This window comes from Terriglobus saanensis SP1PR4 (genome assembly GCF_000179915.2).
GTDB lineage: Bacteria > Acidobacteriota > Terriglobia > Terriglobales > Acidobacteriaceae > Terriglobus > Terriglobus saanensis.
In genome coordinates, this window is record NC_014963.1 from 723,310 (window position 1) to 742,378 (window position 19,069).

Genomic DNA, 19,069 nt, shown 5'->3' on the forward strand with positions numbered 1-19,069 from the left:
CTCTGTGCCCCATCCTTTCACAAAGGGATGGGGCACACTGCTTTTGGGCGAACCGCGTTATCCTTGCCTTGCATGAAAGACTTCTACATCGCAGACGCGGCGAAGCACGAAAACGCCCACATTACCTCGTACTTTGCCCTTGCCAGCATCAGCGCACGCGACAAAAAGGGAGGCGGTGGACAATACCTCGCGCTCACCCTCGCGGATAAAACCGGCAGCTTTGAAGCACGCATGTGGGAAGACTTCGCCGATGCTCTCAACACCTGCTCCTCCGGCTGTTATGTCAAAGTGCAGGGCCGCATCGACAAGTACCAGGGCCGCTATCAGATCACACTTTCGAAGATGCGCTCCGCTGCCGAGAGCGAGATCGATACCGCCGACTTTCAACCCACCACGCAGTACGACATCGCCGCGCTCTCGACGGAGCTCGATACCTTCGTCGCCAGCTTTACTAATCACCATCTCCAGGCCCTCGTTCGCAGCTTCCTCGACGATCCCGATCTCGGCCCGGCCTTCCGCACCGCGCCTGCTGCGAAGATGCTCCACCACGCGTGGATCGGTGGCCTGCTCGAACACGTCGTCTTTCTTCTGCGTCTCGCGGAGCGCATCGCGCCGCAGTACCCTGAGGTCGATCGCGACCTGCTCATGACGGGAGCGATTTTGCATGACTTCGGCAAGGTCCGCGAGCTCGCCTGGAAGACCAGCTTCAGCTACACCGCAGAGGGGCAGCTCCTTGGCCACATCACCATCGTGATCGGCATGCTGCGGGATAAGATCCGTCTGCTGCCAGAGTTCCCCGACCGCCTTCGCATCCTCGTGGAGCACCTGATCCTCTCGCACCACGGACGCTTCGAGTTCGGTTCGCCCAAGCTGCCCATGACGCCGGAAGCCATCGTCTTCTCCGCCATCGACGACCTCGAAGCGAAGATGCAGAACATCCGCGCCGAGTTCCAGAAGGCCCTCGAAGGCGGCAAAGCTCCGGACGAGGTCACGGACTTCTCTCGCAGCATGGAGCGCGCGCTACTTAACTCGAAAGCGTATCTCGCAGGCGAATGATCTCCATGGGCAGAGGTCGATGGGTTGCTGTTCTCTTCGCCGCTCATCTGACCTTTGCGCAAAACCCGGTGCCTCCTACAACCGAAATACGCACTACCTCCACGCTCGTTCTTGTTCCCGCCCTCGTTCACTCGGCGGCTGGAGAACTGCTCCTGGGGCTCAACGCGAATGACTTCATCGTGACGGATAACGGGGTCGAGCAGAAGGTCGCGTTGGAAGAAGTAGAGCGCCAGCCGGTTTCGATTCTTGTCGTGATGCAGACCGGCGGTGCGGGTCAGCGCCAGTTCGAGTACTACCGGAACGTTCCGACTTTGCTTGACGCCATGGGAGGAAGCGCGAAGCACGAAACCGCGGTGATGACCTTCGACAGCGCGCCCGAAGATCTCTTTCCCTTCGTCTCTAATCCCGCGCGATTGAAACAGGCCTTCACGCATCCACACGCGGGCGATCATGGCGCAGCAGTTCTGGACGCGGTGAACTACGCCATCGATCTCTTCAAAGGGAAGCCCGCAGGTACGCGACGCATCATCCTTCTGCTGAGTCAGCCGCAGGATCACGGCAGCAAGGTGCATGCGGAAGAGGTCGTCCGTCGCCTGGGCGAAAACAATATCACGATCTTCAGCGTCTCGTTCTCGCCGGAGAAGACCTGGCTCAAAGACCAGTTCACAAGGGAGCGCCAGGGAAATCCGCCGTACAAGATGACGGGCCGTCCTGACATCATTGGGACGTTCAGTCTATCGACCCCGCTCGGTGTTGCCCTGAAGGCCATGCGCGAAGATGCCGCGGCAGAGATTGCAAGCCTCTCCGGCGGAGAGCACGCACGCTTCGATGACACGCGCAGCCTCGAAGAGCAACTGGCCCTCATCGCGAATCAGATCCCTAACCGCTATCTTCTGAGCTTCAGCCCAAGCTCAAACGCACCGGGTTTTCACGCGCTCAAGGTGCAGGTGAAGGGGCAAGCTGATCCAGTCAGCGTCTCCGCGCGAACGGGCTATTGGTCAAGCGCCGATACGGCTTCTGCTGCGATCAAGCAGCGACCGATGTTGTCCCCTAACCACTTTGTCTTCCCGTAGGGAAGCGAAGGGATCTGCTGTTTCAAGTCGCTCTTCGAGCGAAGGATGCGCTGCGCGCATCACAAAAGCGGATTTCTCCGCTCCCGCTGCGCGTTCGGTCGAAATGACGGTGGTGGTGTGAGCCTGGTGAGGTCTCTCCGTCATCTCGACCGGAGCGACAGCTTTATCGTCGCGTAGCGGAGAGATCTGTTGTTATCGCCCGAGCGCGATCGGATGTGCATTTGGCGCATAACCCATGATTTGAGGTCCTGGCAGATCTGGTTTGTGCGCTCTGCGCGACCCCACCCTTTCGCGAAACAGCCGCGAAAGAATGGGGCACGAAGCGGATCTGCTGTTGCTGCACTTGAGATGTTTAGCGCAGCACCGTACTCGCCTCGGCCTCCGCAATCATCTTCTCCGCGTCATCCTGCAGCAGCAAGCGCTCACGCGCCTGCTTCATTGCGGTAGCACGCACGCGCTCAACATACTGCGCATGGGTTCCGTAACGCTCTTCGATGGAAGGCCGAGGATCATGCTTCGTCTTGCGTTCTTCTGCCGTCGCCGCGAACGGGATGTACCCACCCGTCAGAGCGCAGAACTGTCCCTTGCGGAATCCACTCGTCACCACATTCCATCCCACGTAAGTGCCCAGGGGAGCATCGCGTAGAGCAGTATGCAGGCCGCCGATCTCGTTGCCATCTGCATCCAGAGTCGGCAGCACACCCTTCGCTACGCCGATGACAGGTTGCGGCCTCGTCTGCACTACTCCGGAGAGATCATTCGCGTGGAAGTCGGGGCCGAGCGCATAGATCAGGTTGGGATTGAGCACCGGCATGGGCTCGCCAGGGATATGCGGGAAGCTCGCCATCACCTTGCTTGCAGGCGCAAGCGTTCCCTCTGCGAGCGTTGGGTATACGCTCGCCGGCGGCAGCGTCCCATCGACCACCCATTGCTTGAGGGCCAGCAGTAGAGCACGTCGCGTCGGCCCTTCGGGATTCGGATTCGTCTCCAGCACGCAGTTATTTGCCTCGTGCTGATGCAGGTTAAATCCGCCACCACCGCCACCATGCGTCGTGCTGTTCACGTAGTACCGCCGCACGTTGAGCGGCAGCGGGAGATCGCGGGTCGCGCTCGTTCCAACAAAAGCCATCGACGCCCGCAGAGAATAGAACTCGGCGGACCCAAGCAGTTCGACGATCTTTGGGCAGTTCTTCGCTGCCGTGCATCGATCCAGCAAGCCTTCTGCGGGATTGCCTCGCACCGGATCCGTTGCATGCGTCCACCAGTTCACGCCATCGGTGCCCACGTCGTAGACCATGCTCGTTCCACCCGGCACACCGAAGCGCACGTTCTCGGGAGTCTGCCGCGCCGCGATGATCGGCATCACGCCATCCCACACTCTGCGTCCCTGCTCGTCTTCGTTGAAGCCAAGGTTCACCATGGAGCGCAACGTATTCCCCGACTGCGAAACGCCCGTAGAGATCGCGGAACGAACATGCCCGTACACAGGATTCAAAGTTCCTTCGCTGTCCTGCTTCTCATAGCGGAAGAAGGTATTCACATCCCGCATCGCGGCGAAGCCGACGCCAAGCACCTGCGGGTCCTTCGCCGTGTAGCGCAGTTCATAGAGCAGGGAAGCGTCCGCTCCGTTCTTCAGGCAGATCTTCGTTGCATCGGCTTTGCCGGGGAAAGACGTTCGTTCGCAATCGCCCCATGCCCAATCGCTCTGAGGAATCTCGGCAACACCGCTCGTAGCGCCATCGGAATCCTCATACTGCTTCGTCACCAGGTGCGCATGACCTGTGTCCAGATCTGCGGGAACAGGAGGAACGCCGGAAGAAATATACGTTGCAGACTGCGCCAGGGCCAATGTCTTTTTGCCCTGGTGAAGATCGTAGAAGCGCGCCACGGCCGCTCCCGTGACCCCGCGCGCCACGGGCACCTTCACCGTCTCACCGGGGCCGCCGGAGATCGCCCGGCCGCCAAATGCGATATCGGCCTGCCATCCCGAGATCAGAAAATAGTCCCCATTGGCATACTCACGCGGCATTGCCGCTCCACCACGGTTCACCACGTCATAGAGCAGCACGGTCTTCGGCGCTGGATGCAGGGGCACATAGAGTGTGAAGGTCGCCGTGTACTCCAGCATGCCCCGGCTGTTCTTTTCGGCCAGATCAATGTCCGTGATGATGCGGTTATGCGGGTCGTGTGGGTCCAGTTCCCCGTACGCGAGGCCTTTCAGGACGCGATAATCCGCAGGCACATTGCGCCGGGCCTCGGAGCCATCCTTCTGCTCATCCATCACGATCCGCACCACTTTGGCCTCTGCCGTGGGGCACAAGCTCAAAAAAATCAGACCTTTCGATACAGCCCGTCCTGGGTACATTCCCGCCATCCCCCTCGCACCTGCTCTCGCATTGTTACAATTTCTCTTTAGGTAAAGGATAAAAATGCTTCGATTTTCTACAGCTGGTGAGAGCCACGGTGAGGCGCTCATCGCCCTCCTCAGCGGTCTCCCCGCAGGTGTTCCCGTCGACCAGGAGTTTCTCTCGCACGAACTCTGGCGTCGCCAGCAGGGCTACGGACGTGGCGGGCGCATGCGCATCGAACGCGATGCAGCCCATATCCTCTCCGGCGTACGCCATGGCAAAACCATCGGTTCGCCTATTGCCATGCAGATCGCCAACCGCGACTGGAAGAACTGGGAAGAGATCCTGCCCGTCGAGACCGGCGATGCCGAAAAGCATAAGCCGGTGACCTCTCCTCGTCCCGGCCACGCCGATCTTGCGGGCGCCCTGAAGTATGACTTTCCCGATGCACGCTACATCCTCGAACGCGCTTCGGCGCGTGAATCCTCTGCGCGCGTCGCTGGCGGAGCGCTCGCCAAGATGCTTCTCCGCGAACTCGGCGTCGAAGTCTTGTCGCACGTCATCCGCGTCGGTCAGGCAGAGCTTGACCGCCCCTATGTATGGCAGGATCTCGTTGATCTCTCGAAGAAAGAAACCATTCTTCTCAACTGCATCGATCCCGAGGCCGAGCAGCGCATGAAAGGTGAAGTCGATAAGGTCCTCCGTACCGGAGACACCGTCGGCGGCATCTTCGAGGTCGTCACGCACGGCCTGCCGCCGGGCATTGGCACGCACACCAACTGGGACGAGCGGCTCGACGGTCTGCTCGCACAAGCGGTCATGAGTCTCCAGGCCGTCAAGGCCGTGGAGATCGGACGCGGTGTCACCGCCGCCGAATCCATCGGCTCCGCTGTGCACGACGCGATCGCCTACGCCGAGACAGAAGATGCAGAGAAGCACACACGCTTCTCGCGCGAAAAGAACAACGCTGGCGGCATCGAAGGCGGCATCTCCAACGGAGAAGACGTCACCGTGCGCGGCTATCTCAAACCCATCTCCACCCTCCGCCGTCCGCTCGCCTCTGTCAGCTTTGCCACGCGCGAAGTCACCAAGGCAGCGTATGAGCGATCCGATGTCTGCGTCGTTCCCGCAGCAGGCGTAGCCGCGGAGGCGATGGTGGCCGTTGCGATTGCACGTCTTGTTTTAGAAAAATTTGGCGGCGACTCCCTGCGTGAGCTCAAGCGCAACTTCGATGGATACCGCGAACAGATCAGAAAGTTTTAGCCATGCTTTACGAAATCATCAAATTTCCGGATCCCGTTCTCGAGAAAGTCGCCGAACCTGTCACGCTCTTCGACGACAGCCTCAAGAAGCTCGTCGACGATATGTTCGCCTCCATGTACGCCGCGGAGGGCATCGGCCTCGCTGCGCCACAGATCAACATCTCGCGCCGCATTACCATCATCGATCTCAGCTTTCAGAAGCGGCCGGAAGAGAAGATCGTTCTCATCAATCCCGAGGTCATCGCCGTCGAAGGCAAGCAGCACGAAGAAGAGGGCTGTCTCTCTCTTCCCGACATCCGCGAAAAGGTGACGCGCGCCGCATGGGTCAAAGTCCGCGCGCAGGACGCCACCGGCAAGCACTTTGAAGTGGAAGGCACTGAGCTTCTTGCGCGCGCCTTTCAACACGAGATCGACCACCTCAACGGCATCCTCTTTATCTCGAAGATCTCGCGGCTCAAACGTGACCTCGTCAGCCGGCGCATCCGCAAGATGATGAAGAACGGCGAGTGGTAACGTGAAGCTCATCTTCTGCGGCACACCGCAATTCGCTGTCCCCACGCTGGAAGCGGTGCTTGCCGCCGGACACGAAGTAGCGCTCGTTCTTTCGCAGCCCGACCGCCCCGTAGGCCGCAGTGGTGAAGTCCAGCCGACTCCGATAAAACAAACCGCACTTGCGCACAACCTTCGCGTCGTGCAGCCGGAGAAGCTGAAGAGCAACGCCGAGCTGCGCGAACAGATCGAAGGCATCGCACCGGACGCGATCCTCATCGTCGCCTACGGCCGCATCATTCCGCAGTGGATGCTCGATGTGCCTCGCTTCGGCAACATCAATCTGCACGGCTCACTGCTTCCACGCTGGCGTGGAGCAGCGCCCATTCAGTGGGCTGTTGCTGCAGGCGATGAGAAGACCGGTGTCACGACCATGCGCATCGACGCGGGTCTCGACACCGGAGACATGCTCTTGAAGCGCGAAGTGCCTATTGGTCCGCACACTACCTCGCCGGAGCTCTTCACGGAGCTTGCCTCGATCGGTGCGATCCTCACGGTGCAGACGCTGCAGTGCCTCGAAGCAGGCAACATCACACCGATAAAACAGAACGACGCAGAAGCTACGCTCGCGCCTATCCTCACGCGCGAAGATGGGCGCATCAACTTCGCGCAGACTGCACAGACCATCTACAACCGCTTCCGTGGCTTCCAACCATGGCCCGGCGTGTTCACTTCGTTACGTGGCAAGAAGCTCATCCTTCACGCCATGCGCCCGTCATCGCACCCAACACAGCATCCACCCGGCACTCTCTTCGTAGAAGAGACGCACCTTCTCGTAGCCTGCGCCAACCAGACCGCCATCTTTCTCGAGGAGCTCCAGCTCGAAGGCAAGCGCCGTATGCCCGCCGAAGAATTTCTTCGGGGTTTTCAGATTAAAGAGGGCGAACAACTCCAATGACCGAAACGCCCGCCAGAATCTCCGCAGCTCGCACCGCGGCCTTCACCATCCTCCACCGCGTCGCCTCTGGCAAAGGTCACTCTGACGATCTGCTACATACCATGGCAGTCAATGCGCTCTCCTCGGAAGATCGTAACCTCACTACCACGCTCGTTCTGGGTACGCTGCGTTGGCAGCTCGCCATCGACAGCATCCTTCGCCCGTATCTGCAGCGTCCGTTTCAGGAGATGCCAGCGCCTGTCCTGCTTGCCCTGCGGCTCGGAACGTTCCAGCTCCTTCTCCTCGATCGCATCCCGGATCACGCAGCGCTGAACGAAAGCGTAGAGCTTGCTCGCGCCAACGGAGCACCGCATGCTGCCGGTATGGTCAATGCCGTTCTTCGTCGCGTGCAGCGCGAAGGCGACGCGCTCAAGAAGAACCTCGATCCGGAAGCCGCGCATCCCCAGTGGCTTCTCGATCGCTGGAAACACACCTACGGCAACCGCACCGCGCACTCGATCGCGGAAGCCGACCAGCACGAACCGAATATCCCTTCACTCTTCAACGCGCCCGAGAACGCGCAACAGATGGACGACGGTTCACGCTTAATTGCCGAACTCACAGCGGCTTCTTCGTCAGGACCGAAACGCATCCTCGATTGCTGCGCCGCTCCCGGCGGCAAGACCCTCGTCCTCGCGGCGCGCCATCCCGACGCAAAGATCGTTGCTGCAGACCTCAGCCCACGTCGTCTCTCGGCCATGCAGCGCCGCGTCGAACGCGCAGGCCTTCCCAATATCGAAACCGTCGTTGCTGATCTCACGGCACAGCAGCGCAGCGGGCCGTTCACGCAGCCCTTCCAGCTCATCCTCTGCGACGTTCCCTGCAGCGGTACGGGCACGCTGGCACGCAATCCGGAGATCCGACACACGATCCGTCCGGAAGAGTTCGCACGCCAGGCGGAACGCCAGCGCGCCATCCTCTCCACGGCGCTCTCGCTGCTCGCTCCCGGTGGTCGTCTGATCTACTCCACCTGCTCGCTGGAGCCGGAAGAGAACGAAGATGTCGTCCGCTCCGTCCTGGGTCAGCCGCAACACGCAGCGCTCAAGCAGTTGGATATCGCTCCGCTCTTCGCTCGTCTCGCGAAAGAAAACATTTTGTCGGCAGAGTCAGCCACAAATCTTCGCGACACGGCCCTCCGTGGCACCACGCTCCGCACCCTGCCTGGAACCCACGCCACCGACGGCTTCTTTGCCGCCCTCATCGAACGCCCCGCGTAGCTTTTATGTGCCCCATTCTTTCGCGGCTTTTGCGAAAGGGTGGGGTCGCGCAGAGCGCACAAACCTGATCTGTCGGGAAGAAAAAGCAGATCCCTTCGCTACGCTACGGGATGACAAAGTATGGGGCGCTCACAAACAGGGTGCCCCATACATCGCGTTCTTTGCGATGTATGGGCATGCGCAAAGCGCATCTTTCGCTCAAAGAGCGACCGCAAAGCCTAAAGCGAAGGAGCAGCCACCACAGCCGGAGCATTGTGTGCCCCATTCAAATAAGCCTTGATCGCATCCGCACCCGTCACACGCGCACCCGCCAGCGGAAGCTGCGAGGTCACCGTGCCGCCCGTCAGCACCGGAGGAGCCGGAGCCACAGGAACCGCAACTGGAGCCATCTGCCCCACCACCTGCGCTGCCGTGACCGACGGAATCACCTCTGGCGCGACATACGGTGTAATCGCGACCAACCGCAGGCCCGCAGCCGACATCCGCGTCTGCGCCTCATGCCAGGTCAAACCTACAAGGTTCGGCATCACATACGCTTTGGTCGTCAGCGTCTCGCCGGAACTCAGCAGAAGGCTCACCTGCGGCTTGTCCACACCCTCGGCATTCGGCGGAGGTGTCTGCGCCAGCACCATCTCGCTCGATCCGGGAGCGGGGATATGCGCCAGGGCTCCAAGGTCCAGCAGGGCGTGGCGAACCGCCATGGCTGCGTCGCGTTCGGTCATCCCAACGGTGTCCGGAATCGAAACCTTCTGGCCGCCCATGCTCTCCGTCACGCGCACATGCCAGTCAGGACGAACCTTGCTGCCCGCGCTCGGCGACTGCGATAGAACGCGCCCGCTGGGCACAGTGGTGGAGTAGAACTTGTTTTCCAGTGTCAGGTTCAGCCGCGCCTTCGACGTCATCGCCGCGGCCTCTTCCAGCGTCAGGCCGCTCAGATTGGGGACTTCCACTTCGGATCCGTGAATCGCAAGCCGCATGGTCAGCAGAGCAGAGACCAAGGCCACGGAGAGCATGGCCAGCACTGTCATGGCGATGTGGAAGTAGCGACGCGCCTGGAGCATGCGCCAGCTTGGCTTCTTGAGCGGTCCTCTCTTCCATCGCACACGCAGCGCCACGTCGTCTCCGTCCTTATCGCATGTTATCTGTTGCTGGTTCGGGATGGATCAGAAGCCGCGCCACCTCGGGGCAGCTGCGGCGGAAGCTGGCCTCCAACTCGGAGATCACCGTATGCACGCGTCCCATCTCCAGATCGTCCGGCATGGTGCAGTGGCAGCTCATCTGCACGCGGTCACCGACCCGGATCGTCTTCACATTGTGTACGTCCAGTACCTCTTCAAAGGCCTCTGCGGCCTCGCAGAGAACGGCCTGCAGACGTTCATCGGAGACCGTCTCAGGCCGCTCAATTGTCGCCTCTTCGCTCTCGATGTGGGTGGCAATTGCCGCGATCTCCGGCACCTCGCTACACATCTCCGCCTCGATGCGCGTCACCAGATCGTGGGCCTCGCGTAGAGACATCGTCGCCGCCAGCTCAAGATGCTGTTCGACATGCAGACCGTCGTCATATTCCTGCACGCTCACATCGTGAATGGAAAGGTCATTGCGCTGCGCCACGGCCCGCACGCGGTCGAAGACGCTCTCCGCAACCGTCGCCACGGGCACTGTGCGAATCATCACATCGGAGTCCGGAAGCGACTTCTGCACCGCGCGGGTCGCGGCCTCGACGAGCTGCTCCGTCCGCTGGAAGGTCATGTTGCGCGGCATCTCCACGGTGACGTCGGCAAAGTACTTCGCGCCCGAGCGTCGCATGCGCACGCGCTCCACGCCTAAAACGCCATCCACGCCCTCGATCGCTTTGGCCACGTCGCGCTGCAATCCCGGAGGCGTGCTGTCCAGCAAGGCATTCACCGTCTCTCGCGCCAGCTTCCAGCTCACGCGCAGAATGATGCAGCTCACCACCAGCGCCGCAAAGGGATCGGCAAACTCCAGCCAGCGCAGGTGCCAGTGCTGGCCGGCATAGGTTGCGCCCAGACCGGCGAGCACTGCGGCGCTCGACCAAATGTCCGTGCTGAAGTGCATGGCGTCCGCTTCCAGCGCCTGGGACTTGGACTCGCGTGCCACGCGGCCCAGCTGCCGGGAGCGCGTCCAGTCCACGAGGATGGAAAGCAGCAGAACGATGACGGGCCAGATCGAAAACTTCAGTTCCAGTCGGTCGCCCATCATACGGCGAATGGCTTCGACGACGATCCAAACGCACGAGGCCAGCATCAACACCGTTTCGATAAAGGCGGAGAGGCTCTCGACCTTGCCATGACCATAGGTGTGGTCTTCGTCGGCGGGCTTGTCCGAGACGCGGACACTGAAGAGCGTGATCGCGGCCGCGATCAGGTCAATGCCCGAATGTGCCGCCTCGCTCAACATGCCGAGGGAGCCGGTCATGATGCCCGTGATGATCTTGAGGACCGTAATGAACGCAGCACCGATGACGCTGCTCAGCGCCGCGCCCTGCTTGGCGGCGCTCTGCGCGGAGAGCGCGTTCGCTTCGTCGGTCTGGATCGGGTCGTTCATCGCTTCCTCAGCCTACACGGTACAGCTTTAGCGGGGACCACCAGCAACGCCGCGAAAGAGCCCGGCCACACCAAACAGGTAAGGCGTCCACGCAGCCTCGGCGAATCCAGCTTCGGCCATCATGCCGAGCATTACCTTCGGTTTGGGAAACTTCTCCACTGACGCGGGAAGATAGGTATACGAACTCCTGCTGCCGCTGATCATCGCGCCGATGCGTGGCAGCACCTGTTTGAAGTACACGCGGTACGCCTTGCCCAGCAGGCCCTCGGGCTCTCCGAAGTCGAGAATCCCTATCTGTCCGCCGGGCTTGAGGACACGTCGGATCTCGCGCAAACCCACTTCGTAGTCCGCAAGATTGCGAAAGCCGAAGGCGGAGACGACGAGGTCCTGCGTTGCATCTTCCAGAGGAAGGTGGAGCGCATCGGCTTCCACAAAGATGGCGTTCTCGACGGCGAGCTTCGTGCGTGCCAGCTCGATCATGTTGTGCGAAAAGTCGATCGCCAGAACCGGCTCTGCACCTGCCGGTCTCCGTGCGAGCAGTGCGCGTGTCATATCGCCGGTGCCGCAACAGAGATCGAGCACCTTCGCATCCGGACGCTTCAGCGTCGCGTCGAAGGTCTTCGCCGCCTTGTTCCACCAGTGCTTGTCTACACCCGCGGAGAGCACGTGATTCAGCAGGTCGTAGCGCGGAGCGATCTCATCAAACATCTTCTGCACCGCAGCCGCGGCGGAGTCCTTGTCCTTTGCGCCCTCAGGAGTCGCGCCGATGCGAGCGCTCATCGCTTGACCTGTTTCTTGGTCTTTGTCATCGCAGACATCTCTTGCAACATGGCTGAGGTCGCGGCCAACAACTCGTCTTCGGTCACATCGGTCACGATCTCGACCGTGCCAATCCCCGTGGGCAGGATGAAGCGCTTCGCTCCACCGCGATTCTTCTTATCGCCCGCACTCAACTCCACAAGCCGCTCCGCCTTCGCCTTGAACGCGGGCAGAGGTCCATAGCGATGGATCAGGTCCACAACGCGCTTCGCATCCTTCTCGCTCATCGCTCCACGCTGCTCCGCGAGACGGATCGCGGCGATCATTCCCCAGCCGATGGCTTCCCCGTGCAGGAGCACCGTGTATTTCGTAGCCGCTTCGATGGCGTGGCCGATGGTGTGGCCGAAGTTCAGAATCATCCGCAGGCCATTTTCCAGCTCATCCTGATTGACCACATCGGCCTTGACCCGGAGGCTGCGATCCACAACGGTCTGCAGAGCCTTCGTGTCGCCGGCCAGCACCTTGTCCGCATTCTTTTCCAGAAAGGAAAAAAGCTTCGGGTCGCGAATGACGCCGCTCTTGATGGCCTCCTGCAGACCGGCACGCAACTCGTTCTTCGGAAGCGTCTGCAGAACATCGATGTCTGCAATCACTGCGACGGGATGATGAAAGCTGCCTACAAGGTTCTTGCCCGCAGCGAGGTTCACGCCTGTCTTTCCGCCGACAGAAGAATCCACCTGCGCCAGCAGCGTCGTGGGCACCTGCACCACTCGGATGCCACGCATATAGATCGCCGCGAGAAATCCGGTCAGATCGCCGACCACTCCTCCACCGAAGGCCACAAGAATCGAATCGCGATCGGCACCGTTGCGCGCAAGCTGCTCCAGAAGCTTTTCGACGGAAGCGAAGCGCTTGTGCGACTCGCCCGCTGGGAGAAACAAGACTGTCGCCGATTCGAAGCTCTCCGTTACGGCCTCCCCCCATAACTTCCAGAGCGCAGGCGAGGTCACAAAGAAGATGCGGCTCGTCCGCGATCCGGTGGCGCGGGTGATCCGCTGCCGCAGGGTCTTCAGAAGAGAGGTTCCGAGCGTTACGTCGTAGGAGGCAGAAGGCGTTTTAAGAGAGATAGAAGGCACAGGTTCATCTTAAGTCATGCACGGACCAGGGCGCGCTCCGACCCTTGTTTTGCTTGAAAAGAGGGCCTATGCGGCCTTTTCAGCTTTTTCAAGACGCCGTTCGACCACGATGGAAATCGCCGCCGTGACCACCAGGATAGAAAAGATGACCACAAGCGAGATCGCAGGCGAAATCTCGTACCAATCTGCCACAATCATCTTCCCTGCAGCGAAGGCCAGCACGGCGGCAAGACCATAGTGCAGGTAACGCAACTGCTTCAACATATGGGCCAGCACGAAGAAGAGCGAGCGCAAGCCCATCACCGCCATGATGTTCGAGCTGTACGCGATGAACGTGTGACGTGTAATCGACAGAACCGCGGGGATCGAATCCAGCGCAAAGACGAAGTCCGTGAAGGCAATCGCAATCAGCGCCAGCAGAAGCACGGTGGGTTCGCGGCGTCGTTTGCCGTTGCACTCTTCCATCGCGAAAAAGCCGGTCTGCTTGTCGCTGATGGGGGTCCAGCGTTCGATCCACTGGGTCCACTTCGGCTTGTCGTGCTTCTTCGATTCGTCCTCCGGAAGCACCAGGCGAACGGCAGCGATCAACAGCAGGACCGCGAAGATGTAAGTGATCCAGTCGAACTTGTCCAGTAGCTCCACACCCAACACGATGAAGCCCGCACGCATGATCACCGCGCCCAGGATGCCCCAGAAGAGCACGCGGCGCTGCTGCGGGCCTTCGACGCGGAAGGTCTGGAAGAGGATCAGAAAGACGAAGAGATTGTCGATCGAAAGCGACTCTTCCAGCGCATAGCCTGCCATGAATTCGGTCGCGAGACGCGGATGCAGGCCGGTGTAGAGCACGGCTGCGAAACCAATCGCGCCACAGATCCAGAGGGCCGTGGCGATGTAGCTGCGTTTGGCGGTTTGTTTACGCAGAAGCAGCCACTCCGCTCCCAGAATGACCAGGAGCAGAACGTGAAAACCTATCCAGAAACTGAGTGGGGCTGTCGGCATCGTTCGTTTGATGCTACTTGACGCGGGCTAGCGCTGGTTGATGAGGTGAACAGTTTCCAGCAGCAGATCACCGGAGATCTGGAGACTATGGGCAGAGACCTTGTCCAGCGTGTCCTGCGGCGTGTGGTGCCAGCCATCCGGCGTTGCCGCCGTGTGGGGGCCGTAGTCGATGTCGATCATGTCCAGAACGGGAACGCCACGCTGCTTGAAGGGGAGGTGGTCATCGCTCACCTCCTGCTCATTTTTGAAGATCGACGGCAGATGGCCTGTGTTCTTCGCCGCCTGATGTAGCGTGTCGCGCAGCCAGGGCGTGGAGTTCAGCTCGTAGTTCAGGTTCAGATCGCGGTCGCCGATCATGTCCGTGATGATGAAGGCCTTGATCTTCTTGAGCGTTCCGTCGTTGGACCACTTGGCCGCAAGGTGGCGTGTACCGTAGAGGGAGTCGGTGTTCGTCCAGCTCTGGATGGCCTCTTCGCCGTCGTCGAAGAGCAGGACCAGCGTGTAGCCGTCATTCGGATGGGTGCGGTAGTACGTCGCCAGTTCCATGAGCAGGCCCGTTGTTGCGCCGCCGTCGTTGGCTCCGACGAAGCTTGTGTCCTTCAACGGATAGTTCGTCTCATAGTGCGTGGCGACGACGACCAGGCCGTCCTTCTTCCCCGGATAACGCACGATGAAGTTCCGCATGGGCAGCAGGCCGATGGGCGTGTTCATGGAAAAGCTGTCTTCTTCGAACGTCCCTTTTTTCTTCTCCGGAGCGAAGAAGGTGCGGAGAAAGTCCTCCGCCTTCTGGTGTCCGGGGGAGCCGATCCAGCGCGGTCCACTTACCGTCACAAACTGCTTCGCAAACGTGTACGCGCGCGGGCCGGAGAGCTTCTGCGCGCTCGCGGAGAGCGCACTGAGGCAGAGAAGAGCGGAAAGCAACCGGCGCATCAGGCGGCGATCTTCTTCTTATTCCGCGCCGTAGGGTGGACGAGGAACGCGATCAAAACACCGAGGAAGTACAGCACCAGCATCGGCGAAGCGAAGAGGCACATCGCCACAGGCTCCGGAGAAGGGCAGATGACCGCCGCAATCAGAAAGATGGCAAGAACTGCATAGCGGAAGTGGCGGAGGAAGAACTTGCCATCCACCAGGCCAAAGAGAGCCATAAAGAACATGACCACCGGAAGCTCGAAGCACAGACCCAGACCTAGAATCACCGACAGGAAGAAGCTGGTGTAGTCCTCGATCGTGATCATGTGGGTGAAGTTCTTGCCGAACTGAACGATCAGGATCTGCATCGCTCCGGGGAGCACATAGCGATAGCCGAACCATGCGCCCGCCAGGAAAAGGAAGACCGTAACGCCCATGAAAGGCACGACGTAGCGCTTCTCGTTGGCGTACATGCCGGGCGAGATAAACAGCCAGACCTGGTACAGAATGAACGGGCTGGAAAAGATCGCACCGAAGACGATGGCGGTCTTGATGAAGAAGTTGATCGCATCCGTGGGGTGCGTCATCGTCATGGAGAGGTGGATGTCCAGCAACGGCTTCTGGATAAAACTCACCAGCGGCACATGGAAGACCCAAGCAATAGCCATGCCAATCAGAAGGTAGACGACGGAGTGAATGAGGCGCTTGCGGAGTTCGGCAAGGTGCTCCATCAGGCTCATGCCGGGTAGATCGGCGCGATCGGACACCGCCGCTCGAACGCTATCGACGATATCAGCCAAGGTGATCGCGCTCCGTTACGGGAATATGCAGTTCGTGGGATTCGATTTCCTGGTAGACGTGGTCCTCGGTCGCGATCACGCCCGCGTTGGAGGTCGCCTCCGTCGCAGTGGCGGTCTCGCCGTCGGCGACCACGGGCGCAGAGTAGTTCCAGTTGGTCGAAGGCTCCGGCAGACCCGTGCTCGGGGGCATCATCTTTACGCCGCCCGCTTCGGCAATCGGCGTCTCCGAGGGCAGGTGCGGATGCTCCAGGGGCGCGTCCGCGCTGTAGTCCACGGGGACCGGCGGGGCCAGGGCGTCGATCTTCTTCTGGTGCTCTTCCTGCTCGGAGATCCGGAGTTCGTCCTCCATCTGCATGCGGAAGTCGTTGGAGGCGCGGCGAAACTCTCCCATCAGCTTGCCTAACTGCTTGGCAAGCTGGGGAAGTCGCTTGGGGCCGAAGAGGATCAGGGCGATCACGAAGATGACGGCGCTGTCGGCAAAACTGGGCATAGGTGATTATTCTAGTGCAAGGTGAGCGAGTCAGCGGGTCAGCGAGCTGGCAAGTCAGCGGGTCAGCGAGCTGGCAAGTCAGCAAAGGGCCACTTCGCTGGTTCTACTGAGGTCGATCGTTGCGGATAAAGCGGTGATCGAGCGGCTGGCGACCGGCGAAGCCCGCTTCCAGTGAATGCCAGTGCGTGATCGTAAGTTCGCCCTGCAGCCAGCAGAGCAGGACGATGCTGTCGTCCAGCTGGAAAGGGAAGTCCAGCAGGCCCTTTTCCAGGTCCTTGATCTGCACGCCGATGGCGTCGATCTCCGCCAGAGCGTCGCGGGCCTCGGTGACGGCCTTCTCGTGATCGGCCTTCAGCCGCGTGGCCGCTACGATGTCCACGCGCATGCCTCCAGAGAGATAGATTGCGTGCGAAAGCTGCTGCTGCTGGTCTTCGAGCACAGTGGCCTTGGCGGCGGCAGACTGGGCCCGCTTCAACAGCGAGTCCACGAGCGGAAGAAGCGTCTGGGCTTCCTGAAGGGTAAAGGTACGCATATCGCTTTCAGAATACTCCCGGAGACTCCCCGGGCCGCAGCCCTGGGCAAGCTATTTGTTCGCCCGGATGCCATTTTGACGTCACTAGGATCAGTGGCGCGGTGGAACCACGTAAAAGAACACGGCAAAATAATGCGCGATACTGCCCGCCAGCACGAAGACGTGCCAGAGAGCGTGGAAGTAGCGCAGCCGGTCGTAGGCGAAGAAAACAATGCCCACGGTGTAAAAGAAGCCTCCCGCTGCGATCCACGCCATGCCGTGCCACGAGATCGCATGCACCAGCGGCCGCGCGGCAAAGACGATAAACCAGCCCATGAAGATATAGATCACGGCCGAAGCAATCTGAAACCTGCCCAGCGCAACGCTCTTGAAGACAACGCCCGCAATGGCCAGCGTCCAGATCACGGCAAAAAGAAACCACCCCAGCCGCCCATGCAGCGAGACCAGAGTAAAGGGCGTATACGTCCCGGCGATGAGTAGGTAGATCGCAGAGTGGTCCAGCACCTGAAAGACATGCCGCGCCCCAGTGCGGACGAGCGAGTGGTAAAGCGTCGAACACAGATACACCAGCACCAGCGCGGTGGCATAGATCGAACAACTGACGATGTGCCAGGCGCTGCCTCTGGTGGAGGCGGCGATGAGGAAGGCGGCTCCGATAAGGGCGAAGAGCGCGCCGACTCCGTGGGTGATGGCGTTGGCGAGGAGGTCGCCTAGTTTGTACTGTTGGCGGACTCTTGCTTTTGGCTGCACATGGTGATGATAGGGGATGCTGTCTGGAGCGTTTCGCGCAAAATCCCGAATCGAGGATTATGCACTTTGCTAGCTTGCACCGGCAGAGTGCAGTTGTCTTTACCGAGGAAAGATACGCGAAGATCCGGAGGTCGTTTTCAAAGATCACAAGCGGGGTTGTGGGGAGACGTTCAGGATTTAGCTTGGAAATCTGGACGAGACAAGCGCGGTGGTAGTAGATGCAGCAACTGACGATGTGACGAGTGCCAGTTGCTTCATGCCGCAGCGAGCTACTTGTGCTTGGTTGTCGAGTCCAGATAAACAAACGTCCTTTCGATAGCGAGTTGGCTTGCCGTCCGTGTTGAATCCGGCGTTGCGCCGATCCAACCATGGTCTGCTCCGGGTATATAGAGGGTCTGGACTGGTACATGCGCCTGCTTCAACGCAGCGGCGAACATCTCCGTCTGTTTTGGCGGAACTGTTTTGTCTGCGGTTCCATGAAGGAGAAACATGGGCGGGGCGGAAGGGCTGACATACGTGAGCGGGCTTGCCTGTTTCATCTGCTCCACGCAGTCCTCCTTCTTGCATCCCAGGAATTGCACGGAATTAGCTGAACCGTCCATATTGAGGTCGAACACCCCGTACCAGCCGATCGCACCTTGCACGCAGTCGGATGTATTTGCGTCAGCCGCGGCGGCAGAAGCCATTTCAGCACGAGTCAGCCGCCCCGTTGACGGTTGTGGTTCAAAGGCCTTGACACCGCATGTGGTGGCTGCAAGAGCCGCGAGGTGGCCACCGGCGGAGCCGCCCCAAACGAAGATCTGATCGGGATCGATGTTGTACTTCGCTGCATTTGCGCGCAAAAATCGGACCGATGCCTTGACGTCTTGAATTGCGGCTGGAAAGTGTGCCTCTGAACTCATGCGATAGTCGACGGAAGCTACGACAAACCCGCGTGCTGCCAAAGAGGCCAGAACAGCAGGCCAGTTCTTGAACGCACCTGAAGTGCGCGCATCACCTCGGCTCCACCCTCCCCCGTGAATCCAGATCACCAAAGGATATTTAGTGGTTGTCTTTGCTGGAAGATATAAGTCCATTTCGAGTGGACGATAGCCAACTAGGTTTGAAAACTCAATTCCGTGGTATCCGAGGACCCGTCCCGGAAATGGAGTTGCACCGCGGCGAAACACATCCTCCCGTACCGTAGCGGGCTGGATCTCCGGTTTTTCCAACTGCGCACGCGCCTCCATCAAAGGCCAAGCAAAGATTAGGGCAAGTCCAAGCACACTCGTCTTCATCGTTCCGCTCCTCCCGTGCGATTGAGCATGATTATTCTGTATATTATGCATGCATAATACATTGAGTGCGGCCCGCAAGAGGAGAACGGTTATTGCGGGAGCTTCAACTCAAAGCTGCGCGACGAGTTCCTCAACGATGAGTTGTTCTACTCGATGAGGGAGATCCGGATGCTGGCCGGGTGCTGGCGCGTCCACTAGAACACGGTCAGGCCGCACTCTTCGCTGGGCCATCGACCTCTATGCCGGAAGCCTGGACCACAACGAACTTGGGGTGTGAAGTGGAAAGCAAAGTGCCGATCCTAGTGCAGAGTATCGGTAGGATATGGGACTACAGCCAGGATCGAGCAGTCTGACATCTTGCCTTCACTGCGGGATGACAAACAAGCTCAGAGGGATAACGAAAAGCT

18 protein-coding genes and 1 pseudogene are annotated in these 19,069 nt (G+C 60.0%); 7 read left to right on the forward strand and 12 right to left on the reverse strand.

Translation table 11 applies throughout. From position 1 onward, the window contains the following. Positions 1–72 precede the first annotated feature (72 nt). Positions 73–1,056, forward strand: coding sequence for a 3'-5' exoribonuclease YhaM family protein (locus tag ACIPR4_RS02970; RefSeq protein ID WP_013567165.1), 984 nt, complete (start codon positions 73–75; stop codon positions 1,054–1,056). Positions 1,057–1,061: 5 nt separating this feature from the next. Continuing rightward, entirely contained in the window at positions 1,062–2,129 is a 1,068-nt protein-coding gene (locus ACIPR4_RS02975) for a VWA domain-containing protein (protein WP_187290241.1), read from the forward strand. Between the two features lie 352 nt (positions 2,130–2,481). Here the strand turns inward: ACIPR4_RS02975 and ACIPR4_RS02980 are convergent, their stop codons facing one another. Continuing rightward, a complete protein-coding gene (locus tag ACIPR4_RS02980) occupies positions 2,482–4,455 on the reverse strand; it encodes an alpha/beta hydrolase domain-containing protein (RefSeq protein ID WP_144312294.1) in 1,974 nt (657 codons plus the stop codon). Positions 4,456–4,558: 103 nt separating this feature from the next. Here ACIPR4_RS02980 and aroC point away from each other — a divergent pair, with 103 nt between their 5' ends. Genes aroC through ACIPR4_RS03000 form a run of 4 tightly spaced genes read left to right on the forward strand, consistent with a single transcriptional unit; the run spans position 4,559 to position 8,442 of the window. Continuing rightward, the gene (gene aroC, locus ACIPR4_RS02985) at positions 4,559–5,740 is read left to right on the forward strand and encodes a chorismate synthase (RefSeq protein ID WP_013567168.1); all 1,182 of its coding nucleotides are present in this window, start codon (positions 4,559–4,561) and stop codon (positions 5,738–5,740) included. A 2-nt stretch (positions 5,741–5,742) separates the two neighbouring features. Continuing rightward, positions 5,743–6,252, forward strand: coding sequence for a peptide deformylase (gene def, locus ACIPR4_RS02990; protein ID WP_013567169.1), 510 nt, complete (start codon positions 5,743–5,745; stop codon positions 6,250–6,252). 1 nt (position 6,253) lies between these two features. After that, complete coding sequence (gene fmt, locus ACIPR4_RS02995) at positions 6,254–7,186, forward strand: methionyl-tRNA formyltransferase (protein WP_013567170.1); 933 nt, start codon at positions 6,254–6,256, stop codon at positions 7,184–7,186. After that, positions 7,183–8,442, forward strand: a complete 1,260-nt coding sequence (locus tag ACIPR4_RS03000; RefSeq protein ID WP_013567171.1) for an RsmB/NOP family class I SAM-dependent RNA methyltransferase — start codon at positions 7,183–7,185, stop codon at positions 8,440–8,442. Before fmt ends, ACIPR4_RS03000 begins: the two co-directional genes overlap by 4 nt. Before the next feature lie 218 nt (positions 8,443–8,660). On the opposite strand, the gene ACIPR4_RS03005 is transcribed toward ACIPR4_RS03000, so the two are convergent. The 11 genes from ACIPR4_RS03005 to ACIPR4_RS03055 all read right to left on the reverse strand — a co-directional run bounded on the left by ACIPR4_RS03005 (position 8,661) and on the right by ACIPR4_RS03055 (position 18,662). After that, positions 8,661–9,557, reverse strand: a complete 897-nt coding sequence (locus ACIPR4_RS03005) for a PASTA domain-containing protein (RefSeq protein ID WP_013567172.1) — start codon at positions 9,555–9,557, stop codon at positions 8,661–8,663. A gap of 13 nt (positions 9,558–9,570) precedes the next feature. Beyond that, complete coding sequence (locus ACIPR4_RS03010) at positions 9,571–11,007, reverse strand: cation-efflux pump (protein ID WP_013567173.1); 1,437 nt, start codon at positions 11,005–11,007, stop codon at positions 9,571–9,573. A 27-nt stretch (positions 11,008–11,034) separates the two neighbouring features. After that, positions 11,035–11,787 carry a bifunctional demethylmenaquinone methyltransferase/2-methoxy-6-polyprenyl-1,4-benzoquinol methylase UbiE gene (gene ubiE, locus ACIPR4_RS03015; protein WP_013567174.1) on the reverse strand — a complete coding sequence of 251 codons (753 nt, stop codon included), beginning with the start codon at positions 11,785–11,787 and terminating at the stop codon, positions 11,035–11,037. Next, positions 11,784–12,902, reverse strand: a complete 1,119-nt coding sequence (gene aroB, locus ACIPR4_RS03020) for a 3-dehydroquinate synthase (RefSeq protein WP_013567175.1) — start codon at positions 12,900–12,902, stop codon at positions 11,784–11,786. The genes ubiE and aroB overlap by 4 nt, the downstream gene beginning before the upstream one ends. Positions 12,903–12,968: 66 nt before the next feature. Further along, positions 12,969–13,901, reverse strand: coding sequence for a TerC/Alx family metal homeostasis membrane protein (locus ACIPR4_RS03025; RefSeq protein ID WP_013567176.1), 933 nt, complete (start codon positions 13,899–13,901; stop codon positions 12,969–12,971). 27 nt (positions 13,902–13,928) lie between these two features. Continuing rightward, positions 13,929–14,831 (reverse strand): M28 family peptidase, encoded by a 903-nt coding sequence (locus tag ACIPR4_RS03030; RefSeq protein ID WP_013567177.1) that lies wholly within the window; start codon positions 14,829–14,831, stop codon positions 13,929–13,931. Next, complete coding sequence (tatC, locus tag ACIPR4_RS03035; protein ID WP_013567178.1) at positions 14,831–15,613, reverse strand: twin-arginine translocase subunit TatC; 783 nt, start codon at positions 15,611–15,613, stop codon at positions 14,831–14,833. Before tatC ends, ACIPR4_RS03030 begins: the two co-directional genes overlap by 1 nt. Beyond that, a complete protein-coding gene (locus tag ACIPR4_RS22025; RefSeq protein ID WP_013567179.1) occupies positions 15,606–16,103 on the reverse strand; it encodes a Sec-independent protein translocase subunit TatA/TatB in 498 nt (165 codons plus the stop codon). The genes tatC and ACIPR4_RS22025 overlap by 8 nt, the downstream gene beginning before the upstream one ends. Before the next feature lie 103 nt (positions 16,104–16,206). Further along, positions 16,207–16,635 (reverse strand): DUF2203 domain-containing protein, encoded by a 429-nt coding sequence (locus ACIPR4_RS03045; RefSeq protein WP_013567180.1) that lies wholly within the window; start codon positions 16,633–16,635, stop codon positions 16,207–16,209. A gap of 90 nt (positions 16,636–16,725) precedes the next feature. Further along, entirely contained in the window at positions 16,726–17,385 is a 660-nt protein-coding gene (gene trhA / locus ACIPR4_RS03050) for a PAQR family membrane homeostasis protein TrhA (protein ID WP_013567181.1), read from the reverse strand. A 269-nt stretch (positions 17,386–17,654) separates the two neighbouring features. Next, complete coding sequence (locus ACIPR4_RS03055; RefSeq protein WP_013567182.1) at positions 17,655–18,662, reverse strand: alpha/beta hydrolase; 1,008 nt, start codon at positions 18,660–18,662, stop codon at positions 17,655–17,657. A gap of 57 nt (positions 18,663–18,719) precedes the next feature. On the opposite strand from ACIPR4_RS03055, the pseudogene ACIPR4_RS23445 reads away from it, so the two are divergent. Then, positions 18,720–18,965: pseudogene (locus tag ACIPR4_RS23445) on the forward strand (integrase core domain-containing protein); the annotation flags it as partial. Between the last annotated feature and the right edge of the window lie 104 nt (positions 18,966–19,069).

Excerpts from the sequence above, each read along its gene's own strand:
- ACIPR4_RS03055 (WP_013567182.1), bottom strand. The coding sequence starts at position 18,662 with ATGAAGACGAGTGTGCTTGGACTTGCCCTAATCTTTGCTTGGCCTTTG.
- ACIPR4_RS03010 (WP_013567173.1), bottom strand. The coding sequence starts at position 11,007 with ATGAACGACCCGATCCAGACCGACGAAGCGAACGCGCTCTCCGCGCAG.
- def (WP_013567169.1), top strand. The coding sequence starts at position 5,743 with ATGCTTTACGAAATCATCAAATTTCCGGATCCCGTTCTCGAGAAAGTC.
- ACIPR4_RS03025 (WP_013567176.1), bottom strand. The coding sequence starts at position 13,901 with ATGCCGACAGCCCCACTCAGTTTCTGGATAGGTTTTCACGTTCTGCTC.
- ACIPR4_RS22025 (WP_013567179.1), bottom strand. The coding sequence starts at position 16,103 with ATGCCCAGTTTTGCCGACAGCGCCGTCATCTTCGTGATCGCCCTGATC.
- ACIPR4_RS02975 (WP_187290241.1), top strand. The coding sequence starts at position 1,062 with ATGGGCAGAGGTCGATGGGTTGCTGTTCTCTTCGCCGCTCATCTGACC.
- ACIPR4_RS03030 (WP_013567177.1), bottom strand. The coding sequence starts at position 14,831 with ATGCGCCGGTTGCTTTCCGCTCTTCTCTGCCTCAGTGCGCTCTCCGCG.
- ACIPR4_RS02970 (WP_013567165.1), top strand. The coding sequence starts at position 73 with ATGAAAGACTTCTACATCGCAGACGCGGCGAAGCACGAAAACGCCCAC.
- ACIPR4_RS03000 (WP_013567171.1), top strand. The coding sequence starts at position 7,183 with ATGACCGAAACGCCCGCCAGAATCTCCGCAGCTCGCACCGCGGCCTTC.
- ACIPR4_RS03045 (WP_013567180.1), bottom strand. The coding sequence starts at position 16,635 with ATGCGTACCTTTACCCTTCAGGAAGCCCAGACGCTTCTTCCGCTCGTG.
- aroC (WP_013567168.1), top strand. The coding sequence starts at position 4,559 with ATGCTTCGATTTTCTACAGCTGGTGAGAGCCACGGTGAGGCGCTCATC.
- ubiE (WP_013567174.1), bottom strand. The coding sequence starts at position 11,787 with ATGAGCGCTCGCATCGGCGCGACTCCTGAGGGCGCAAAGGACAAGGAC.